Origin of the sequence: Adhaeretor mobilis (assembly GCF_007741515.1) — a bacterium.
GTDB classification, from domain to species: Bacteria; Planctomycetota; Planctomycetia; order Pirellulales; family Lacipirellulaceae; genus Adhaeretor; species Adhaeretor mobilis.
In genome coordinates, this window is the sequence record NZ_CP036263.1 from 2326144 (window position 1) to 2344012 (window position 17869).

17 protein-coding genes are annotated in these 17869 nt (G+C 57.1%); 5 read left to right on the plus strand and 12 right to left on the minus strand.

Annotated features, from left to right (window positions below; translation table 11 throughout):
* Positions 1 to 72: 72 nt before the first annotated feature.
* Positions 73 to 930 (plus strand): hypothetical protein, encoded by an 858-nt coding sequence (locus HG15A2_RS09115; protein WP_145059842.1) that lies wholly within the window; start codon positions 73 to 75, stop codon positions 928 to 930.
* Positions 931 to 1200: 270 nt separating this feature from the next.
* Here the strand turns inward: HG15A2_RS09115 and HG15A2_RS09120 are convergent, their stop codons facing one another.
* The 5 genes from HG15A2_RS09120 to HG15A2_RS09140 form a co-directional block, all read right to left on the minus strand.
* Positions 1201 to 2241 (minus strand): type II secretion system F family protein, encoded by a 1041-nt coding sequence (locus tag HG15A2_RS09120; RefSeq protein ID WP_145059844.1) that lies wholly within the window; start codon positions 2239 to 2241, stop codon positions 1201 to 1203.
* A gap of 125 nt (positions 2242 to 2366) precedes the next feature.
* Positions 2367 to 2804 carry a nucleoside deaminase gene (locus tag HG15A2_RS09125; RefSeq protein WP_145059845.1) on the minus strand — a complete coding sequence of 146 codons (438 nt, stop codon included), beginning with the start codon at positions 2802 to 2804 and terminating at the stop codon, positions 2367 to 2369.
* A gap of 204 nt (positions 2805 to 3008) precedes the next feature.
* Positions 3009 to 4712 (minus strand): adenine deaminase, encoded by a 1704-nt coding sequence (ade, locus tag HG15A2_RS09130; RefSeq protein WP_145059847.1) that lies wholly within the window; start codon positions 4710 to 4712, stop codon positions 3009 to 3011.
* Between the two features lie 130 nt (positions 4713 to 4842).
* Positions 4843 to 6258, minus strand: coding sequence for a hypothetical protein (locus tag HG15A2_RS09135; protein WP_145059849.1), 1416 nt, complete (start codon positions 6256 to 6258; stop codon positions 4843 to 4845).
* 209 nt (positions 6259 to 6467) lie between these two features.
* The gene (locus HG15A2_RS09140; RefSeq protein ID WP_145059850.1) at positions 6468 to 7064 is read right to left on the minus strand and encodes an isochorismatase family protein; all 597 of its coding nucleotides are present in this window, start codon (positions 7062 to 7064) and stop codon (positions 6468 to 6470) included.
* A 152-nt stretch (positions 7065 to 7216) separates the two neighbouring features.
* Between HG15A2_RS09140 and hslV the strand changes: the two genes are divergently transcribed.
* From hslV to HG15A2_RS09155, 3 genes are all read left to right on the plus strand, one after another.
* On the plus strand, positions 7217 to 7759 hold the full coding sequence (gene hslV / locus HG15A2_RS09145) for an ATP-dependent protease subunit HslV (protein WP_145059852.1): 543 nt from the start codon (positions 7217 to 7219) through the stop codon (positions 7757 to 7759).
* A 190-nt stretch (positions 7760 to 7949) separates the two neighbouring features.
* Complete coding sequence (gene hslU / locus HG15A2_RS09150) at positions 7950 to 9296, plus strand: ATP-dependent protease ATPase subunit HslU (protein WP_145059854.1); 1347 nt, start codon at positions 7950 to 7952, stop codon at positions 9294 to 9296.
* A gap of 32 nt (positions 9297 to 9328) precedes the next feature.
* Complete coding sequence (locus tag HG15A2_RS09155; RefSeq protein WP_145059856.1) at positions 9329 to 9766, plus strand: hypothetical protein; 438 nt, start codon at positions 9329 to 9331, stop codon at positions 9764 to 9766.
* 120 nt (positions 9767 to 9886) lie between these two features.
* Here the strand turns inward: HG15A2_RS09155 and HG15A2_RS09160 are convergent, their stop codons facing one another.
* From HG15A2_RS09160 to HG15A2_RS09175, 4 genes are all read right to left on the minus strand, one after another.
* Positions 9887 to 10789 carry a dienelactone hydrolase family protein gene (locus tag HG15A2_RS09160; protein ID WP_145059857.1) on the minus strand — a complete coding sequence of 301 codons (903 nt, stop codon included), beginning with the start codon at positions 10787 to 10789 and terminating at the stop codon, positions 9887 to 9889.
* Between the two features lie 80 nt (positions 10790 to 10869).
* The gene (locus HG15A2_RS09165; RefSeq protein ID WP_145059858.1) at positions 10870 to 12555 is read right to left on the minus strand and encodes a DUF6851 domain-containing protein; all 1686 of its coding nucleotides are present in this window, start codon (positions 12553 to 12555) and stop codon (positions 10870 to 10872) included.
* A 355-nt stretch (positions 12556 to 12910) separates the two neighbouring features.
* On the minus strand, positions 12911 to 13372 hold the full coding sequence (gene tsaE, locus HG15A2_RS09170; protein ID WP_145059860.1) for a tRNA (adenosine(37)-N6)-threonylcarbamoyltransferase complex ATPase subunit type 1 TsaE: 462 nt from the start codon (positions 13370 to 13372) through the stop codon (positions 12911 to 12913).
* 115 nt (positions 13373 to 13487) lie between these two features.
* Entirely contained in the window at positions 13488 to 14411 is a 924-nt protein-coding gene (locus HG15A2_RS09175) for a thiamine-phosphate kinase (RefSeq protein ID WP_145059861.1), read from the minus strand.
* 188 nt (positions 14412 to 14599) lie between these two features.
* Between HG15A2_RS09175 and HG15A2_RS09180 the strand changes: the two genes are divergently transcribed.
* A complete protein-coding gene (locus tag HG15A2_RS09180; protein WP_145059863.1) occupies positions 14600 to 14821 on the plus strand; it encodes a carbon storage regulator in 222 nt (73 codons plus the stop codon).
* On the opposite strand, the gene HG15A2_RS09185 is transcribed toward HG15A2_RS09180, so the two are convergent.
* The 3 genes from HG15A2_RS09185 to HG15A2_RS09195 form a co-directional block, all read right to left on the minus strand.
* Positions 14811 to 15812 (minus strand): cell division protein FtsQ/DivIB, encoded by a 1002-nt coding sequence (locus tag HG15A2_RS09185; RefSeq protein ID WP_145059864.1) that lies wholly within the window; start codon positions 15810 to 15812, stop codon positions 14811 to 14813. The genes HG15A2_RS09180 and HG15A2_RS09185 overlap by 11 nt on opposite strands.
* 97 nt (positions 15813 to 15909) lie before the next feature.
* Complete coding sequence (murB, locus tag HG15A2_RS09190) at positions 15910 to 16788, minus strand: UDP-N-acetylmuramate dehydrogenase (RefSeq protein ID WP_145059865.1); 879 nt, start codon at positions 16786 to 16788, stop codon at positions 15910 to 15912.
* Positions 16789 to 17244: 456 nt separating this feature from the next.
* Positions 17245 to 17706, minus strand: coding sequence for a tRNA (cytidine(34)-2'-O)-methyltransferase (locus tag HG15A2_RS09195; RefSeq protein WP_246117919.1), 462 nt, complete (start codon positions 17704 to 17706; stop codon positions 17245 to 17247).
* Positions 17707 to 17869 lie beyond the last annotated feature (163 nt).

Consider the following 17869-nt stretch of genomic DNA (forward strand, 5'->3'; position numbering starts at 1 on the left):
GATTTTGCAATTGGGAGCATGGCAAATACTCACTATGATGATTCGATTCTAAAACCTCCCCAGGACGCACGGATGCGACCCCATCTTCTGCAACTACTGCTACTAAGCCTCTGCCTCACCGGATGCCAAGGTGTAGGCTCTCGCTCGTTGGACGCGGGCCCCACAGCCGATGAGGTGAAAGTGCGCCTCAACGATGACGGTCCTCCAGCCACTGTGGACTCGCCTGCAATGGCCACAAGTGCGTCCAAGCAAATTGTGCTGCATACCGATCATCCGTTGGAGAATCGGCAGCGGCTGCTCGAAGACTTGTCTGAAGAGCGTAGTTACATTGCCGAGCGACTGAACCTTGCACCGCCGGCCACTCCCGTCCATATCTATCTATTCGCGAAGCAAGCGGCCTATCACGATCACGTGCACGCGAAGTTTCCCCAGTTCCCGACGCGTCGGGCAATTTTTGTCTCGGCAGACAACCAGCTTTCTGTGTATGCCCACGGTGGCGATCACCTTGTGGAAGACTTGCGGCATGAAGCGACGCACGGTTTCTTGCACGCAGCGACGCCCAACTTGCCGTTGTGGCTAGACGAGGGGCTTGCGGAGTTCTTTGAAGTCGGCCGCGGGAGGGAAGGTTTGCATCGCGGGCACGTCGATTACTTGCTAGGTCAACAAGCCATCGCCAATTGGAAGCCCGACCTAGAGCGGCTTGAACAGATCACCGATGCCGCTCTGATGACCCAGCTCGATTACGCCGAAAGCTGGCTATGGGTCCACTTCCTGTTGGAATCGGCAGGCGACAAGTCGCCCGTGCTGACTGCGTACCTTGCCGACTTGCGCAGTGGCACTGCGGAAGATGCACTCTCGGTACGCCTCAGCCGACGAGTGCCCAATGCCGGTGATCAGGTTGCAGCGCACTTGGGTAAGCTGCCACGGTGAGTTTGCTTTTCTCTTCCCGTACCATCCGAGCCGTTGATGGCAAAGGCTAGATTGCTGTTTGAACTCACGGGTAAATGAGGTGGCCCAGACTTGACGGGCGCGTCATCCCTTAAGTCTGGGCCACCTCAAAAGACGCTAAGAAGTAGTTAAAAAGACTAAGACGCGTTGACGGCACTGTAGCGAAAGGCAGCTGCCTCAGCTTCGTGATCCGGCGCAGTTTAGTTGCCGGAAGAACGAGCGTCCCTTAAGTCGATTGGCTCCAAATCCCCGTTAAATCTTACTCGCATCCTGAATCGCTCCCACGTAGAACGAAAACAAGCGGAAGATGAGTAGGATGATGACCGCCGCTACAACGAGCCACACCGCATAGCCAAACACATTGGCAAGAATGCTAATCGCGCTGGCGGCTTTTTCGCGGTATTCCTTTGCCTGACGTCGCATGGTTTCGGCCAACATGCCGCTTTGCTCGCCTACGGCAATCGCGTCGAGAAAGTCCGGCGGGAATACCCCCGTCTTGGAGAATGCCGTCGCAATGTCGTCGCCGGCTTGAACGCTTTCAGCAATCGCTGGGCCGTGCTGGGCGTAGTGATTATTGCCGGTTGCTTCGAGCGCTAGTGGCAATGCTTTTCGCAAGTCCATCGGCGTGTCGAAGACCAATTGCAATGCCCAAGTGAGTCGCGAGAGGGCAAGCGTCTTCAGTGCGCCGCCAATCGCGGGGACTTGCAGTGCTATCCGCTGGAGTGCTTGTGTCCAAACGGCACCCCGTCGGGCCGATTCGAAGATCAGTATCAAAGCGGCGCCTACGAATGTCAGAAAGGTTAGGTAAATCATCAAGCCCCGCGTGCCGATGAGCCCGAAGCCCAGCAGATCGATACGCGGGCTATTGGGACCACCGCTGGGCATGAATCCCATGATCCAGATCAGCAGGCCCACCACCATTGCTGCCATGCCGAGTTGTAACAGCGGCCAAGCCATCGCGGACCAGAATTCGCGTTTCGCTTTGAGTGTGCGGTCGTAGTGTTGAGCTAACTGCTTAAACGTGAGATCAAGTCGCCCGGTCATCTCACCCACTTCGACCAACTGGCGAAACAGCGGCGGGAAATAATCGTCGGTCCCGCGTAGCGCCTCCGGCAGCGAAATATTCCTGGCAAGTCGATCTGCCACCATGCCCACGTGCCGTTGTTGAGCACTATTGCCGCGGGCGCTTTCGTCCCGCCAGATGCGTTGATCTTCCAGCCCGGCAGAAGTAGCCGTGCCCAAGCGATGGCACAAGGCGGTCAGCGGTTTCAGATGGATGCGAGGAGAGAACATGAGAGGAAGTGGGCGGTAAGCAGGGGGCAGTCGGCAGTAATTTAGTCGAATAGGTTCGTCGGTGTGTTGATCTCAGCTAAGTGATCGTACCATCTCCACGACGGGCATGAATTATACACTGCCCACTATTCCCCAATATCCTCATTCCACAATTCGGGACAGTTCGCAATGAATTCACGCATGAGATCGATGCACTCTTGGTCGTCGGCGATTGTGACTTCCACGCCGCGCTCACGAACATAGCTCTCCGGACCTTGGAAAGTTTGGTTCTCACCCACTACGACGCGAGGAATGCCATACAACAGTGCGGCCCCACTGCACATGTCGCAGGGTGAGAGCGTGGAGTAGAGCGTCGCCCGCTGGTAGCTCGCCGCGGGCAACCGGCCGGCGTTCTCCAGGCAATCCATCTCCGCATGCAGCACGACACTTCCGTTTTGAACACGCCGATTGTGGCCCCGTCCTACGATTTCATTTTCGATCACCAGAACCGAGCCAATCGGGATTCCCCCTTCGGCAAGGCCGAGTCGGGCTTCGTCGATTGCTGCTTTTAGGAAAGGGTCCATCAAGAAAGAGTCCTTGGCTATGAGTAGTAGTGGGGACTTTCATGTCCGACAGAATTTCCGATTATCAAAAAAAAAACCGCAAAGAGCGCAAAGAACGCTAAGAGTCATCATTTGTGCGTTCCTCTGTGATGGCACGAATCTCATTTCTTTGCGCTCTTTGCGTCCTTGGCGGTTCCAAGACTTCTTGTCAGAAAGCTTTGCCACTTACAGGCCTTGCCATATCGAACAGAATTCAAACTTGCCGCCGTCGAACAAGCCGCGATCGCTGAGCTTTAGCTCCGGGATCACCAATAGTGCCATGAAGGAGAGCGTCATGTAAGGTGCCCGTAAAGGCGAACCCCAAGATTTCACAGCCTGGTCGAGTTGCTCGTAGGCGTGTGCGATTTCTTCGGCCGTGCCAGTACCCATGAGCCCTGCGACGGGTAGCGGCAACACGTGGCGGATACCATCCTCGTGGCAAACGGCACTCAAGCCCCCTTGGGCATCCATGACTGCGTTAATGGCTGCGGAGAGGTCGTCATCGCTGACGCCCACAGCTATCACGTTGTGACAATCGTGAGCCACGCTGGAAGCCATTGCACCGCGCTTCAGACCGAAGTTTTTCACGAAAGCAATTACCGGGGGGGCCTCTTGATAGCGATTGACCACTACCATTTTCAAAATGTCACTTGTCGAATCGCTTTGAACGCTGCCTTCGACAATCAGTGGCTCGGCGGCAATCGAATTCGTGATGAGTTGCCCATCGAGTGCTTCAATTACCCGTAACTCAGCGGCGCGCAATTCAGATCCAGTGTTTTCAGGTATCAGCAGGTCCTCAGGGGCTACATGCTGCACTACAAACCGGTTGGCTAGCGTTGGCTCGACGTAGGGCAGGGTGGTCTTGCCATCTTGAGCTACGAGCTGCCCGTCGATCCACGTGCGCCGAACATTAAAGTCTTCCAGTGAATCTACTTCAATAAAGTCAGCCGGGTCGCCCACTCGCAGTTGGCCGACGTGGAGCGAGTAATGCTCGATAGGATTTAAGCAGGCTGCTTGGAGAGCATCGTAGACATCGATGCCCCGCTCGACGGCACGGCGCACGAGCAAGTTGATGTGCCCCAGCAAGAGTTCATCGGGATGCTTGTCGTCGCTGCACAACATGGTCTGGTCTGGAAACTCGCCCAGCAGCTTATACAGAGCATCAAAGTTGCGAGCGGCTGAGCCTTCTCGAATGGCGATCTTGCAGCCGGCGGCCACCTTGTCGAGTGCTTCCTCTTTCGTGAAGCATTCGTGGTCGGTGGTCATGCCTGCTTCGACATACGCCCGCGCGTCTTCACCACACAAGCCGGGTGCGTGTCCATCGACCGGTTTGTTGCGCTGCTTGGCGGCGGCGATTTTTGCGAGGCATTCCGGGTCGCCCCCCAAGACGCCGGGGAAGTTCATCATCTCGCTCAGGTAGCCGATGCGCGGATCGTCGAGCAGCGCCTCGACTTCGGCAACAGAAATAGCGGCCCCAGCGGTTTCAAACGTGGTGGCCGGCACGCAGGAGGGGGCACCGAAACAAATTTTCAGTGGTGTCTTTTCCGCATCAGCAAGCATGTACTGAACACCTTCAACGCCCAGCACGTTGCCGATCTCGTGCGGATCGCTCACTGTGGCTACCGTACCGTGAACAACCGCAGCCCGCGCGAACTCCGTGGGCACCAGCATCGAGCTTTCCACGTGGATGTGAGCGTCGATGAAGCCGGGTAGCAGATAACCCTGGGCCTCTCCACCAGAAAGTTCGGTCGGCGTGATCGCTGTGATCTTGCCGTCGACGATGGACACTTTAGCGGCATAGGTTCGCCGCTCGCGAATATCGACCAGCTGACCACGGACTTGAAACGTCCGTGCTTGCGATGCCGCTGCTTGGGATTCTGTTGCGGACATGGTTCAGACTCCTCGAAAACTTCCAACGATATGCCGCACTGCATTAGCGTCCGGCTTTGGCGGGCTGTTGCGCTTGGAATCGTGAGCTTACGCTCGGCGGCTGATTTCAGGTTGCTGCCGAAATAATGGCTTAGGAGGAAGAGCTCTGGCCACGGCCCCGTCCCTTACCGCCACGTCCGCGTCCGCCGCGGCCTCCTCGTCCGCGTCCGCCGCTGGGGCGAGAGGGAGCGTTCTTGCGCGATTCCAAATTTACGTCTACCATAACGCTAATGGCTTCAGACCAAGTAGGAATGTTGCGATGCGAGTTGCGACGCCCTCTCCCACTGCCTGAGGACTCTTCGCCGTCTTCGTCATCGTCCAGATCGTCAGCCGATTCGCTACCATTAGCCTCTGCGGTGCCGCCCTCTGAGGTCTCGTGATCGGCGGAACGTTTCCGGCGTCGCCGACGCTTGCGTTTGGGCCTCTCGCCGTCTTCGCTGGAATCTTGGTCGTCACGTTTGGGACGCTCCACGCGACTTTCTTCGTTGACGTCTTGCTCACTGTCCTGCTCCTCGCCTTCTTTAGCCGCCTCATCGCCTTTTGCACGACGCCGGGAACCTCGACCTCCGCGACGGCGTCGCCGGCGCTTGGGGCGTTCTTCCTCGTCGCCTTCCGTAGCCTTGCTGCTTTCGGATTTCCCTGTCTCGTCTGAAACTAGACCCGCCCCGAAATCGTCGGTAGCTGAAGTCGCATCCGAAGTCGCATCGAGTTCGGCAGCTTTAGAATCGTCGCCCAGGTTTGCTGCGTTAGGCGTTGCCGTGGGCTCTTCGGCAGCCGGTTTCTTGCGGCCACGGAACAGTGCGGCTCCGCTTGCGAACAACGCGTCGAACGCGCTACGAGCTGCATCGCCCGAGAGTGAAGGGCGCTTGGCCGGTGCCTCTTCGGTAGCTTCTTCTTCGGTAGCTTCTGCTGCTGGACTTTCCACTTCATCGGGCTCGTCGAGATCGGGCTCGTCGAGGACCGTCTCAGCGATGGGCTCGACTTCCTGTTGGAAAGATCGTTCCACTTCTGTCTGGGAATCTTTGCGAGCCTCGGTCCGTTTTGCAGTAGGCGGTTTATCTCGACCAGAGTCAGCACTGGCTGGCTCAGCCGGTTGTGCAAACGCGGCGAACATTTCTTCGAGTTCAGGATCGACGACAGCTTTTTTAGCCGAGTCGATGCTCTTGGTTCGCTTGGTTTTTGCTTCCGGAGCGTTAGTGGCTCGCTCAACGGTAGAGGCGGGTTCCGCTGCTGGCGCAGTTTTCTCTTGAGAAACGGCGGGGGGAGATTCGCGTTTAGGTACATCGAGGCCGAGCTCGCCGGCCAGAGAATCCCAATCGCCGGCCTTCGGCTCTGGCGGTGGCGGAAGCTCACGAGCACGCGGCGGCGTCGGGGCCGGTTCTGGCGGCTTGGGCCTCTCGGAGTCCGCAGCGGGCTCAACGCCGAGATCCTTAATGAGATTGTCCCAAGGCGACGCGCCTGCTTCAGGTGATTGGTCTTGGGGAGTTTTGTCGTTGTCGTCGCTCATTTTGCGAAGCTTGGGTTCAGCAGGCTTGTGGTAGTGACTTGGCAGATCTCGATTCTAAGGCAACCAGTATAAGGCTAGTTTTCCTTTACTGGAAGGCGTCCGATAGCGGCAAACCTGAGGCCGCACAACGGTTTACGTCGTTAAGAGCGGACCAGAGGCGTCCGCTTGATGACTGCCTGAAACTGCGCTACGTACAACAGCGCAGTTCGCTACACCATTTCAGAGCCTGCTGGCGGTGTTTGCTTCGCCAACGCACTAATTGCCTTGAATTGCGGCGTACCGGCTCGCTCGCACCACTCGAAAAGTGCCGCCTCCGTGGTGGTAAGCAGCACGCCGCTGGCCTCCATCCTTCGCAGAGCGACCCCGTGATCGACTTTGTAACGAGAGCCGACGGCATCCACGGCCACGAGCACCTGAAAGCCGGCCGCCAGCAGATCGAGTGCTGTTTGCTGCACGCACACGTGTGTTTCGATGCCGGCGAGCAACACCCGATGAATGCCCGCTTCAAGCCAAGCGGCGAACACTTCGCCCCGCTCGCCGCAACTAAAGGCGATTTTTTCAAGCGCCGGCTCGTCCGTGCAGCTAAGCAGCACCTTAGGAGTCGGGCCCAGTTTCTCCGGATACTGCTCCGTAATTACCGCTTTCACACCCAAGGTCTTCGCACCGTCGAGTAGCCGGCGGCAATTCCACTCGATCCTCGCCCCCTGCGGTTGCACGGCCAGCAGACGCTCCTGCACATCGACTACCAGCAATGCGGTGTCGGCGGCACGCATCATTTCAGGACTGCGAGGAAGTGGCTGGCTCATGCCACGAAGATAAGGTCACGGGCAAGCGATTGCCAGGGGAGGGGATCCAACCGTTTCTCTCGCCCCTAGCCGATTTTCGGCAGTTTGCGACAATGTAGACTAGTTCCCACCAAGCCTTCCCACCCGCTTTATCTCAAGGTTCTGCCATCGATATGCCCAAGTTTCGCTCCACGACCATTCTCACCGTTCGCCACAAAGGTAAAGTTGCCATTGGGGGCGACGGCCAAGTCACCATGGGGCAAACGGTTGTCAAAGGCGACGCTGTGAAGATCCGTAAGCTCATGGACGGCAAAGTACTTGTGGGTTTTGCCGGGGCAGCGGCCGATGCGTTCGCGCTGATGGAACGCCTGGAGGCGAAGCTCAAGGACTACCCAGCCAACTTGCCCCGGGCTTGCACCGAACTGGCCAAAGATTGGCGCATGGATCGGGCGTTGCGCAGGCTCGAAGCACTCGTGGCCGTCGTGAACGCTAAGCACACACTGCTGGTCTCCGGCACCGGCGATGTGATCCAGCCGACCGACGGCATCCTGGGCATTGGTTCCGGTGGCAACTACGCGTTGAGTGCCGCTCAAGCCCTGGCAGCTCACAGCGAACTCGACGCGGAGGCTATCGTTCGCAAGGGCCTGGAAATCGCCGGCAACATCTGCGTGTACTCCAACGGCAACCACACCATCGAAGTGATTGATGCCGAGTGATGACTCAGATTGAACCGCCAAGGACGCAAAGAGCGCCAAGGTTAGATTCAATATCGAAATGTTAGATAAGCGTTTCCCCTAGCTAATGAGTTTTCATAGTTGAGATATTAAGATAATCCGTCAGGCACTTGGCGCTCTTTGCGTCCTTGGCGGTTCAAACATAAGCGTACCCCTCAAATAAGCTGTAATCATGAAGAACCTTACCCCTCGCCAAGTCGTTTCCGAACTCGATCGCCACATTGTTGGCCAAGCAGATGCGAAAAAATCAGTCGCTATCGCCATTCGCAATCGCTGGCGCCGGCAACAATTAGACGACGACCTGCGTAAGGAAGTCAATCCGAAGAACATCCTCATGATCGGCCCTACCGGCGTGGGCAAGACCGAAATCGCTCGCCGACTGGCGAAGCTCACCGAGGCACCATTCATCAAGGTCGAGGCGAGTAAGTACACCGAAGTTGGTTACTACGGTCGCGACGTGGAGAGCATGATTCGCGAGTTGGTCGAGAATGCGATCGGTTTGGTGCGTGAGCAGGAGCTGGAGTCCGTGAAGGAGGAAGCCAAGCAGCGAGTCGAGGAAAAGCTCGTTGATTTGCTCGCTCCGCAGCCCGCTTCATTCGACGTGGGAGTTGATTCCTCCGATTCACCAGAGCGATACGAACGAACCCGCGAGAAAATGAAAGCCATGCTGCTGGGCGGGGAGCTCGAGAACCGGAACGTCGAAATCGCTACCGAACAAAAAGTACAGGCGATGGTCATGCCCGGCATGGGTGGCCCGGGGGGCGATCAGATGGATTTCGACTTCCAGGGCATGCTAGAGAAGATCATTCCCAAAAACGTTGTGCGCCGCGAATTGACAGTAGCCGAGGCCCGCAAGGTGCTGTTCGACCAGCAGTGCGAGGCGCTCATCAATCAAGAAAAAGTGAACGCCAAGGCAGTCGACTTGGCGGAGAATACAGGAATCATCTTCATCGACGAGCTCGATAAGGTGGTTTCCAGCGAAGGAGGTCGCGGCGCGGACGTTTCGCGACAAGGTGTCCAGCGCGACCTGCTGCCGATTGTCGAGGGCACGACCGTGCAAACGCGTTACGGTTACATCAAAACCGATCACATTCTGTTTGTCGCCGCCGGTGCATTTCACACCACCAAGCCGAGTGAACTGATGCCTGAACTGCAGGGGCGGTTCCCGATTCGCGTGGAACTGAACGACCTGACCAAGGACGACTTCGTGCGGATTCTCTCCGAGCCGAAGAACTCACTCACACGTCAATACAGTGCCCTGCTGAATACGGAAGGCGTGAAGCTGGACTTCACCGAAGATGCCATCGAAGCGCTGGCTGAATTCGCTTACCAAGTGAATCAATCGACTCAAAACATCGGCGCGAGACGCCTGCACACAATCATGGAACGCCTGCTAGAAGACTTGAGCTTCGAAGCGCCCGACATGGGCAGCGGCAAAGTGGAAGTGAATGCCGCGTACGTGAAAGAACGGCTAGAAGAGATCGCCCAGGATGAGGATTTGAGCAAGTTTATTCTGTAGGGATGGGTACCGCCCACCGAGAGGCATTGGTCATGTGGCGCTTCCTATCAAAGTATTGGGTTGGCATCCTCGCCGCCACGATTGCTGTGGCATTGCTTGTAGCGATTGGTATCGCAGTGAAGGCCGCGCTCTTTGCACTCGACTGCGAGCACAGTCTCCACGCCATGCACAACGTGCTCACAGCATGTAGAGCGTATGTCGAAGAGCATGAAGGAAATTGGCCTAAATCTTGGGATGAGCTTCAGCCACTCTATACCTATGAAGGGGATGTTGCGGCAGAAACCAAAGAAAGAATCGCCGTAGATTTCGGGGCCGATCCCGCAGAGTTAGCAACTCAAAGCATCGAATCATTCACAGGTATTAGGCCCAAGGGCCCGATATTCGAAGCCTACGATGGGCGATTGCAAGAACTCATCGACCTCTTGAAGAAGTATCATCCCCCGGATCACCGTCGGGACGACGACGGCTAACACTGTACCCCACTGATTGCGATTTTTGGGTCAGTCGAATTGGCAGATTGCCCAGGATGAGGATCTGAGCAAGTCTATTTTGTAGGGCGGATCGGAAGCACACGAACCCTGCTTAATTGGCTATTGGAGTTGGAACCACGCCAGTTCTTTTCTGAAGAACGCAACGGTCCGCTCCCAGGCCAGCTTCGCAGCCTCCTCGTCGTAACGCGGCGTGGTATCGTTGTGGAAGCCGTGGTTCACGCCCTCGTAAACATGAGCCTCAAACTGTTTGTTGTGCTCTTTCAGGGCCGCCTCAAACGCGGCAACACCTTCGAGAATACGTTTGTCCAAGCTGGCGTTATGAATCAGTAACGGAGCCTTAATCTTAGGGACATCGCTAAGCTCAGGCTGCCGGCCATAGAACGGCACCCCGGCGTTAAGGATTTCAGGGATGCGAACGGCAAGCTGGTACACCATACCGCCGCCGTAGCAGAAGCCGACAGCACCGAGCTTTCCCGTTGAATGCTCATTCGCGTCCAGCCACTCGGCAGCGGCAATGAAATCTTGGGTCATCTCTTCGCGGTCGCGCTTCCTCTGCATGGCCCGCCCCTCATCGTCGTTGCCTGGGTAGCCGCCTAGCGGCGTCAATGCATCAGGGGCAAGGGCCAGAAAACCATCCACGGCTAATCGTCGCGCAACATCTTCGATGTAGGGATTAAGACCGCGGTTCTCGTGAATGACGAGCACTGCCGGAAACTTGTTGCCCTTAACGGGGCGCGCGAGCAGTCCTTTCATTTCGCCACCACCCTTGGGCGACTTGTAGGTAACGATTTCCGTCGTGATGCGTGGATCGTCGGGTTTGATCTGCTCGGCCCACGCGTAATTGGGGCTCAGGCTTGAGAGAATCCCTTCCACCGTCAACCCACCGACTGCGAATGCCCCAAGCCGGCGGACATATTCGCGTCGTGTCAGACGCCCATGGGCGAAGTCGTCATATAATCCAAGGACTTGTGGATCAAAGTCGGTTGCCTGCTTGCGTTCCATTTAGATTCTCCGGGAAGCGAATCACTGACCATACAATTCCTACTGGTCAATTCTTACCGGCAAGTGGATCTAACGCAACTCTAGCCGCAACGACGCCTGCGTATCCCTAAGAATCCAGTAGTAGCAAGGATCAGAAGCGCGGCGGAACTTGGCTCGGGAACGGCACCAGCGAGGTAAAACTGAACTCTGTCGAACGCGGCTTGTCCAACCAACGTACCAAGCTCGCGGCCAAAAAGATCGCCGTCCTCGAAGTGGATTCCGCCGTACAAGCGTGAAAGTCCGGCTTCGTCAGCCGCGGCGGTAAAGGTAAGCCACTCCAAAGTTGTCTCCAGCGTAGGGGTCGTGCCGGGTTCAAAGCGTGAGTCTCCGGGATCTAACGTCACGCTAAGCCCCAACGTCCCATCCCCTAGAATGAAGTCATCGCTACCGGTGATGAGCCGAAGCACTTCCGCAGCGGCAGCGCTGAAAGCGCTGTGGCCGGAGGTGAACTCCGGAAATGGGGGGGATGGATTTGCGCCGGGAGTCTGATAGGTGACAAAATCCGTGGCGAGTATCGTTTGCGTCCCTTGTCCAACACCGGCGTAGGCCTCGATCTCAAACTCTCCCTGGCCGTTTTCGGTGCCGATCAGCCCGAGTTCACCCAATTCGCGGATTGCCCTGACTGGGCGGGTATATTCGTACTCATACTTTGCTTCCCAGGTGGCAATGCCTGCGTCCATGACCGCATTGCCTAGACTAAAGAAGGTAGTGACATCGGCGTCTAGGTCCGGCGTTGCGGACTCTCCCACCTTCTGGCCAAAAAACATCCAACTGCCAGGAGGATAGGGCGTGCCATTAGGATCTTCCCAAAATTCAGCAACGAGCTTCTGCTTGTCAGTCAGGTGGGCGCTGTAGTCCACCACTTGCTCAGCTTGTGCAATGAATCCTGGGTTGATGTCCGTTCCAATCAACGCTTTGCTAATAGGTACGACCGTACCGTTGGCACGCGTGATAGTCTTCGCTGCGAGGTCAGCCGAAGCGTTGGGATCGAGCAGGAATGGCTCCGGCGCGGGTGGCGAGAATTGGTTACTCGCAGCGAGTGCAAAGGGAGTCACCCCACCCCACTGCGGATGCAGTGCCGATTGGGGAGTACCGGTGGTACTGTCTATCGGAACGAATTCGGGAGTCCAACCTGCAATATCGACGACGTTTGCGGACGATGAATTCACCGGGGTGTACCCGGTTGTGTCCGCGTAACCATTGAGCTGATTGGAGCCATCATTATGTCGAGACGTGAGTAGGTTGTTGGCCATGGTCACACCGACCGTTGCTGCGGTGCTGTTTGCGTTGTCGGGATCGTACCCGAGCGAGGTCATTTGATTGCGGAACGATTGTTGCAACCCGGCGTCGGAGAATAAGTCGTTGAGTACCGTGTAGGCTGCGTAGCTGATCGCCTCCGACTTATTGACTGCCGTATTGCTCGCAGCAGGTTGTTGAAGCGTGTCGCCTAACACGGTGCTAGCAGGCGTCGCTTCGTACGCCGACCAAGCGTCGTACATCGTCGTGCCGAGCATGCCATAGGCCCGCGATGCGCCCGTCGGGCCCAAACTCTGCCCAGCTGGGTCGCTGATTGCCAACAAGGCTTCGCTCACCCAGAGGCTAGCGGTGCTCTGTTTGGTCGGGTCAAGTGGGATGTCGGCGATCGCCGTTTGAGCGACTGCTAAGCTAGGAGTGGCAAGCAACAGGAGGGCAAAGAATGATAGATAACGAACACTCATCGGCAGCATGCGGTTGCTCCTTGGGCGATGCAAAAAGGTACATCGATTGGCTAATGATAACTGGTTTCACTACTCTCTTTTACTGTAATTGCAGTTGCTCCCCGGGCAACCGTTTCAAAGTTTGAATCGATCGTGATTAACTTTATGAAGTTGGGGTCAGCCCGGCGAGGATTGCAGTTGTGGGCCAGGACAAAGCCACCAGGACGCAGCATCGGTACAATCGTAATCTAATAATCGTTGTCATCCTCTTTGGCTTCGACATCCGAGCAAGCCAGTGAGAAACTACGTAAATGCTGAGTCGAATGTCTCACCGCGTCAGATGCTTAGTCATTGGTGAGTACCGTCGCCTGCGTATCTGCCTTGGCTAACTAGGCATGTTCACAATCACGTCACTCAATTGAGCCGAGGTGGCGCTAATCATGAATCGGCGCTCTGTTTCACCAAGAACTTCGATCTCGATCCGCACGTACTCTTCCGGTAGGCAGTCGGCTACTCTATCGGCCCATTCCACAAAAGTTAGCCCGGCCGATTCGAAATATTCCTCGGGGCCGAGCTCTAGAAATTCATCGTCATCGCGCAGGCGGTAGGCGTCGAAGTGGTAAATAGGTTTGTCGCCTTCGTACTCGTTGATCAGCACAAACGTCGGGCTATTCACTTCGTCGCTGGGAACACCCAGAGCTGCGCCCACGGCTTGAACGAGTCGCGTCTTGCCCGCACCCAGTGTGCCGATCAATGCCACCGTCGTCCCCGCGGGCAGCGCACCGGCAAGCGCGGCGCCGAGGTGCTCGGTATCGGCTTCGCAGTTGGCTTGAAAAATGATTGCCATCGTGTTCGCTCACGTTAGCCGTTGAGCTTGCTCAACGTGGAGTCGGCATTCTCAAACGGGTGAAGAATGGAAACCACGCGGCGAGCAAGCTCGACGACTAACGAATCCTATCAGGTCAATGCAGGTAGCCCCGCGGCTTTAGTGGCTTCAGTTCGTCGTTGTGCGTCTGCCACAACCCTGGCTCAGCGACGCAATGACCGACTTGTGTGATACCGACTTCCGTCGGTTGGTCTGCCAGAATTTGCGCTGCTGAGTTCGGCGGTGCGGCGAGGATAAGCTCGAAATCTTCGCCATCGCTCAAGGCATGGTCTATCGCATCGCGACCACTGCGGGCAGAGCGTTTGATCGCAGCCTCGGCGATAGGTACCAATTTGAGATCGAGTGCCACTCCGCATCCGCTGGCCTCGGCCAAGCGCGACACATCAAGCGAAAGCCCATCGCTGATGTCGATGCCGGCATGTAAGTCATAACGTTCGTTGAGTAGTAGAGCTTCCAGACAACGTGGTTGGACAGCCAAGTGCTTCCCAAGAATACTGCCACCGAGTTTGCCGGTGACGAGAATCGCATCGCCCGCTCGCGCACCTGAGCGAATCAGCGGGCCGTTGGTAGTTGTTTTTCCAATCGCAGTGACACTGATTACCAGCGGTCCGTCCCAGGTGTTCGTATCGCCACCGGCTATGGCCACATCGAACTCTTTAGCAAGCGGCAGCAGCCCCTCGTAAATTCCAATTGCAAGTTCCAAAGCGGAGAGCGCCTTATTCCCTTCCCGCGGCAACACCAGCGACACCACTGCCGCTTGCGGCTTAGCCGCAAGCGCCGCTAGGTCGCTAAGATTCACTCCCAGTGCCTTATGCCCAATCGCTTGCGGGGAAGCTTCGTCAACTAGAAAATCGACTCCGTCGGTTAGCGTGTCGGTGGTCACGACCATCCCAGTGTCCGATCCAACCGCCAGAATGGCCGCGTCGTCACCGATGCCTAGAAGCACTTGATCGCTTTGACGCACGTTGGCTTTTAGCCATTGATAGAATTCGACTTCCACGATGCTTTCCAAAATGGGTGCCTAAACATCGCAGCTTACGCATTGTCGCTGTGTTGGCAATTGTTCCGCTAAAATGCTTGCATTTGCTAGCACTCCGATCTAGTTTACCGAGTGCGGGGCTCGGTGTCTCGTGTGGGGTATTTTCGTGTGGGGCTCGAATGTCCGAAGCGTGAAAAGGAGTTCACAGAATGCTTGTCATCGCCAGGAAGCCCGGTGAGCGGTTGCTCATTGGCGACAATATCACAATTACTGTCGTGAAGCTCAGTAGTGGCGGCGTGCGGCTGGGAATCGAGGCACCGCCTGAGATGGCCATCATGCGACAAGAGCTGGCCGACGCGCTCCAAGCAGCGGAGCAGCAAGCCATTAATGACGCCGAGCAGCAAACAGCCAACGAGCCGGCTACTTCGTAATCTTTGCGTCCTCGCTCGATTTTTCTTTCTTTGCGGTACGGGCGACGATGCGCTCGCCGTTTCTCACGTCCACAATTTTCGGACCCCGCACGGAATCTAACGGGCCGGTCCGACGGACGCAGCGATTCAGCCGTTGTAGTTTCTCTTGAAAGTCCGACTCGCCGGGCGGGTTATCACGTGGAGCGGCTCCCCATACGATGCGCGTGCCACCACGCGTGATCAAGTCATAGAGAAAGTACTGTCGCGGGCCGTTGATCTCGGGCCGCGGCGAGGGCAAGATTTCCGAGAGGTAGAGCCGTTCCCAATCGGCCGTCAAACGCTCAGCCAAATCAACGGCACCCGCTACGCGGGGATCGTCCCAGCGCTGCCCCTGCGGCGGTTGGCCGACGATGCCCATGATTCGCGGCAAGTAACGCAGGCCCACCCCGGGTACGTCTTCAGCTGGAAGATGGATGCCGTGCCGATCCACCGGCAATAGCAGCACTGAATTGCCAGCAACCCCTAACCGAGAATCCCGCACCGTGGTTTCCACAGCCGCCACGGGGCGACGATAGGTCAGCTCCACATGGATCGCTGGCGGGTAGCTCTTCTCGATCTTGCCGACCGACTCGACCCACGGGTGCAGGGCAAAGGCGTTTTGAATCTCTTCGATGAACGAATTATCGACTATTGAAATTCTCCGATCGAGCCCCGCGTTCTTCACCACTTGGCTAAGGACATCTCCAGTGATCCACTCGGGTTGGTCGGTGGCGGTAATCGCTTCGGCCGAGAGCAGGTAGCGATCACGATGGATCACCTGCGGCGAAACAGATTCCCAGAGCTGCTGCCCGCCCCAGCCCAGGCCAGCAATCGTAGCGAGAATCAGCGCAACGCGTAGCCGGCGGAAACGCCGAGGAGTAGGAGCGGCGAGACTAGCAGAGTTCTTGACGCCCTCAGAACCAGTCTCCTCGGACCGGGTGTCGTGCGGTCGTATTCGCTTGCGCTTGGCCATGGTGACGCCTCCATGCGTTATTTGAGGCTGTTGGCTATTAGCTATTGGCTCAATCAAGAATAAGCCGATAGCTAACAGCCAATGGCCGATAGCCCAATTACCAGATCTCTAGTTCCGTCTCGAGCTCTACGCCAAGTCGTTCGGCGACGCGGCTACGAATCATATCGATCAAGCGCAGCACATCCTGGCTGGACGCTCCTTCGACGGCTTCGATGAAGTTGGCGTGCCGTTGGCTGATCGCCACGCCGCCAACGCTAGTTCCTTTGAGGCCAGCCTGCTCGATGAGCATGCCGGCACTCATGCCGCGAGGATTCTTAAATAAGCAGGCAACGTTCTCATGTGAGAGCGGTTGGCCAGCCTTCTTGACGATCCATTGCTTTTGCATGCGCTTGGTAAGTTTCGCGGGATCGTCGGGCTCGAGTTCGAACTCCGCGTTGAGAATCACTAGCTCGTCGAGGCTGCTTTGACGATACGCGAACACGAGGTCTTCGCGCTGACGCTGGAGGATTTCTCCCGCACGGGTCATCACCGTTGCGCGGCAAGCCCACTGACCGATGTCGCCACCGCGGCTGCCACTGTTACTGTGTAGGGCGCCGCCAACGCTACCGGGGATGCCGACTAGCGGTTCGAGTCCGGCTAGGCCTTCACGGACTGTCTCGCTAATCGCATGCGCCAGCTTCGCGCCACCACCAGCGATGACGGTGTTGCCCTTGATCTGAATAGAGGAGAACGCAGCGCTCGAGAGGTCGATGACCATGCCGGCGACGCCTTCGTCGCGTACGAGCACGTTCGAGCCTGCACCGATCAGACGAACGGGGACTTCCTCGTTCGCAAAGCGTCGCACTAGGGCCGCCAATTCGTCGACGGAGTTGGGCGTCGCAAAGAACTGGGCATGTCCGCCCAGGCGCAGCCACGTACGCTCAGCCAGCGGCTGGTCAGCCTGTACGATTTTCTCAAAGCCTGAAACTAGGGTCATCACGGAAATACCTCTTGGAGCAGCCCACTATCTTGACTGCTGGCAGTGCGAGCGTCAATTCGCCCCCGGCTGCGGAAATTCTTGTTTTCAGTTGGTCTCGTAAGATTTCTGAGCGTCGGCGGTGCCCAGGTGTCGTGGGTTTGACGGCAGTTGTAGCGTTCTCGGGCCTCCGACATCCCCTGTAGGTGCATTTCTCGGCCACTGCAAAACCCGCACTTCTTTTTGTGCAATTTGCGGGCCAGTGCTTACTCGGCTAGTTTCGACTTTCCACCTGAGGCAGGATAAGTGTACCTTGCCAGGTACCAGTTCGGCGGCTGCTGAGAGCCAAATACTGGTCGAATCTGCCCAGATTTACCTATTTCCGCTAAAGCCGCCTGCGGCCTAGCAGATTAGGGGGAAGTCGTTGGGAACGTGTCACTGAATACGGCGCCGGCTAAGCCGCAAGCGGCACCGACTCTACCCACCCCACTGCCGCAAGCACTCGTAGGTCAGCACGGCAACGCTGTTTGAGAGGTTCAAGCTCCGAACCTCGGGTCGCGTGGGTATGCGCAGCCCCCGGTTGGGATCGCGATCGCGAATCTCCGGCGGCAGGCCCTGGGATTCTCGTCCAAAAACCAGCACGGTGCCGGGCTCGAACTCGACGCTGGTGTACTCGCGCGTAGCGAACTTGGTGAGGTACCAATGCCGCTCGACCGGCAGATTCTCGAGCAGTTCTTCCCAGTGATCGACGACTTGCCAATTCAGATGCTGCCAATAATCGAGCCCCGCACGCTTCAGGTGGTGCGCATCCACCCGAAATCCCAGCGGCCGCACCAGCCACAGTTTGGCCCCCACCGCCACGCAGGTTCGCCCCACGCTTCCCGTGTTGTAGGGAATCTCGGGCTGGTAGAGCACGATGTGGAGGCGTGGCTGGTACAAAATAATCTTTCCAATTGAAAGCGATGTCGGATTTTCGGAATCGGCCTGCCCGCTGTCCCAGTAGCAAAGGCCCCGAATTCAAGCATAATAACAGCCCGCTGGCTTGAGGTTCTACTCGTCGGCAGGTCGTTCATCGGAAACCAACACCCTTTAGGAATAGGCA

Excerpts from the sequence above, each read along its gene's own strand:
- HG15A2_RS09115 (WP_145059842.1), top strand. The coding sequence starts at position 73 with ATGCGACCCCATCTTCTGCAACTACTGCTACTAAGCCTCTGCCTCACC.
- HG15A2_RS09120 (WP_145059844.1), bottom strand. The coding sequence starts at position 2,241 with ATGTTCTCTCCTCGCATCCATCTGAAACCGCTGACCGCCTTGTGCCAT.
- HG15A2_RS09125 (WP_145059845.1), bottom strand. The coding sequence starts at position 2,804 with ATGGACCCTTTCCTAAAAGCAGCAATCGACGAAGCCCGACTCGGCCTT.
- ade (WP_145059847.1), bottom strand. The coding sequence starts at position 4,712 with ATGTCCGCAACAGAATCCCAAGCAGCGGCATCGCAAGCACGGACGTTT.
- HG15A2_RS09135 (WP_145059849.1), bottom strand. The coding sequence starts at position 6,258 with ATGAGCGACGACAACGACAAAACTCCCCAAGACCAATCACCTGAAGCA.
- HG15A2_RS09140 (WP_145059850.1), bottom strand. The coding sequence starts at position 7,064 with ATGAGCCAGCCACTTCCTCGCAGTCCTGAAATGATGCGTGCCGCCGAC.
- hslV (WP_145059852.1), top strand. The coding sequence starts at position 7,217 with ATGCCCAAGTTTCGCTCCACGACCATTCTCACCGTTCGCCACAAAGGT.
- hslU (WP_145059854.1), top strand. The coding sequence starts at position 7,950 with ATGAAGAACCTTACCCCTCGCCAAGTCGTTTCCGAACTCGATCGCCAC.
- HG15A2_RS09155 (WP_145059856.1), top strand. The coding sequence starts at position 9,329 with ATGTGGCGCTTCCTATCAAAGTATTGGGTTGGCATCCTCGCCGCCACG.
- HG15A2_RS09160 (WP_145059857.1), bottom strand. The coding sequence starts at position 10,789 with ATGGAACGCAAGCAGGCAACCGACTTTGATCCACAAGTCCTTGGATTA.
- HG15A2_RS09165 (WP_145059858.1), bottom strand. The coding sequence starts at position 12,555 with ATGCTGCCGATGAGTGTTCGTTATCTATCATTCTTTGCCCTCCTGTTG.
- tsaE (WP_145059860.1), bottom strand. The coding sequence starts at position 13,372 with ATGGCAATCATTTTTCAAGCCAACTGCGAAGCCGATACCGAGCACCTC.
- HG15A2_RS09180 (WP_145059863.1), top strand. The coding sequence starts at position 14,600 with ATGCTTGTCATCGCCAGGAAGCCCGGTGAGCGGTTGCTCATTGGCGAC.
- HG15A2_RS09185 (WP_145059864.1), bottom strand. The coding sequence starts at position 15,812 with ATGGCCAAGCGCAAGCGAATACGACCGCACGACACCCGGTCCGAGGAG.
- murB (WP_145059865.1), bottom strand. The coding sequence starts at position 16,788 with ATGACCCTAGTTTCAGGCTTTGAGAAAATCGTACAGGCTGACCAGCCG.